Genomic DNA, 2,540 nt, shown 5'->3' with positions numbered 1-2,540 from the left:
TGCGAGGGTAAAACCGGAATTCCGACCTCTCGAAATAATTCTTTAGCTTGGTACTCTAGTAAATCCATGCAGCGGGGGAGAGGGGAGAGGGTAAAGGGTAAAGGGTAAAGGGTAAAAGGTAAAAGGTAAGAGGGATAGCTTGATTATGAGCGGCGATCGGCTAATAATCTCATTAATAATTTAGTACATATTCGCTAGCGATCGCTGCAATTCTATTACTCACATCTTGCCCCAGCGACGCGCGCTCTTCGGCTTTGCCGAGGGTTTAGCGCGTCAAGACAGTATCTAAAAATAGACTTAAAATTTACTTCTATGTACTATCCACTATCCACTATCCACTAAAACACTATTCACTTTGTTTTAAAGCAAGATGTGAGGAAACTAGTCTTTCAGCGGTGGTTCTGCTTTAAGTTCGCCATTAGGGCCGATCGTCACCTTACCACCAATAGCCCTGATTTCGACGATCGCCCGTTTAATCACAAATTCATCGATAGCCGAGCTGAGTACCATATTCCAGGTATCGAACCGTGCTTGTTTACTATCGGGATTACGGGCTAAATAGTTAGCAGTATTTTGGGATAGTCGCGCCACATTTTGGGCTTCACGGTCGGGATGCACTCGCGCCCACGCAGCCGCCGTTGCCATTGAAGTACGAGCATCCTGAACTCTACCTAAAAATAGTAACTCATCGATCGCCTTCATTCGCCAAATATAGTAACTGCGAGCGGGCACATTGGGAGACAATGACTTCAATCCTTGATTCATCAGCGCGACGGCGCGTTCTGGTTGCCCGGAATAGAGGGAACCCGTACTAGAGAGGTAAATATAAGCATACAAAAATCTGGGGTCGCGATCGAGAATCGCTTCAAAATGCTCGATTACTGCTCCATAGCCAGCTTTTTCACGGACTTCAGTATCGCCAAAGTACTGAGCAAAACCCATAAAATGCCAATTGGCAACTACATTATCAAAGCCAAACGTCGGCAATGTTTTGGCGATCGCTAATTGAGCTTTGAGCTTGGCTTCTTCTTGTTGTAGTACTGGCTTAGTCAAGTTTTTCCGCTGATACTTGAGCACTGCTAATTGAGACGTTTGCAGATAGATAATGACGGCAAATGCGCCGCAAATACTCGCGACTTGGATGAGGGTAGTCGGTGAGAGCTGGGATAATTTTGCCCTAAATTTATCCCAAACTGAAGTTGGTATAGATACTGACATATATTTGCTAACTTTGCTCCAAAATGATAGTTAATAGCTGAAAATTGGTAACTTAGATAAATAGCTCTAGTCCGATGACCCTTGTGGTCTTGCCTGCTCGCCGAGACGCTACGCGTAACCGAGAGCTTGCGTGCGCTTACGGCGATCGAAACCTCAGAGCCACACACATCAATTGCCAGGAGTAAAGTTAATTATGGAAAATAGCAAAAAAAGTATTTGGACAAAAGTATTCATAATTTGCTCTGGGGTTGCTTTCATGGGTACGAGCTTACTCAGCGTCAGCGGGATGATTAGTAGCTCGAATCAACCCACCGCCAGTGAAAATGCCGCCCAATCTCAGAATGCCCAACTTCAAGCCGAAGAGAAAGGTTTTGTCACAGTTTTACAACGCGAACCTAACAATCAAACGGCACTGCGCGGTTTAGTCCAGATTCGGCTGCGCCGAGGGGATGCCCCAGGTACCAAAGCTGCTCTCGAACAGCTCGTCAAACTCAATCCCACTGACAAAAAGTACAAAGAATTTCTCGATGCGGTGAACGCACAGATGGCTGCACCTAAAAATGTGGGTACTCTAAAACCAAGTGAGATCGCACAGCCATCCACACCGTCTAGGTAACCAAACTCCAAATTATCTCGAACATTTCTAGCCCGGTGGTAATCTGTTCTATAAAATTTGGGAATAATAGGCAAGTAAATGTTGTTTGAGGTCATTCCACTTAAAAACGATTAGGCTTTTCAGACATCCTCTGAGAGGTAGCAGCTCATCACAAAATGATTAAAAAAGACCTAAGACAAAAAGAGTACCAGTTATTTCTGATAACCTGGGCACTTATTTTTATGCAGCTCGACCCAAGCTTCCGATTAAAAAGAGTTCAACCCACTAACTATATTTATGAACAACAATAAAAGCGAAAAAAATAGAGATATATTTATTTCCTATGCTCAAAACTTTGAGGATGTATTGTTAAATCGTGTCTTCAGGGATAGACTAGACGGCTTTTATATTGATATCGGTGCTTTGCACCCGACTTCTGACTCCGTAACAAGAGCTTTTTACGATCGGGGATGGTCGGGGATTAATATTGAACCAATCAAGGATTTCTATGATGCGATCTGTCGAGAGCGGTGTAGAGACACCAATTTGAATATTGCTGTTAGCGATAGAGCAGGTAACTTAGAGTTTTTTCAGATAGTTCAACAACCCGGAAACTCGACATTAGATAAGAAAATCGCAGATAAAGTTGCTAGCGAGAAAGGATTAGATGTTATTTCTTATAATGTTGCTGTTAATACCTTAGCGGATATTTGTGAAGAATACATCA

At 43.3% G+C, this 2,540-nt stretch carries 3 protein-coding genes; 2 read left to right on the top strand and 1 reads right to left on the bottom strand.

Annotated features, from left to right (window positions below; genetic code table 11):
• Nucleotides 1-381: 381 nt before the first annotated feature.
• Complete coding sequence (locus RMO35_RS04175) at nucleotides 382-1,218, bottom strand: hypothetical protein (protein ID WP_309738758.1); 837 nt, start codon at nucleotides 1,216-1,218, stop codon at nucleotides 382-384.
• A gap of 193 nt (nucleotides 1,219-1,411) precedes the next feature.
• Between RMO35_RS04175 and RMO35_RS04170 the strand changes: the two genes are divergently transcribed.
• The gene (locus RMO35_RS04170; RefSeq protein WP_309738757.1) at nucleotides 1,412-1,834 is read left to right on the top strand and encodes a tetratricopeptide repeat protein; all 423 of its coding nucleotides are present in this window, start codon (nucleotides 1,412-1,414) and stop codon (nucleotides 1,832-1,834) included.
• 276 nt (nucleotides 1,835-2,110) lie between these two features.
• On the top strand, nucleotides 2,111-2,540 hold a 430-nt coding region (locus RMO35_RS04165), incomplete at its 3' end, for an FkbM family methyltransferase (RefSeq protein ID WP_309738756.1).

Source organism: Chamaesiphon sp. OTE_20_metabat_361 (genome assembly GCF_031364565.1).
Note: the sequence above shows the minus strand (reverse complement) of the source record. Positions and strands in the feature narration are given on the sequence as shown.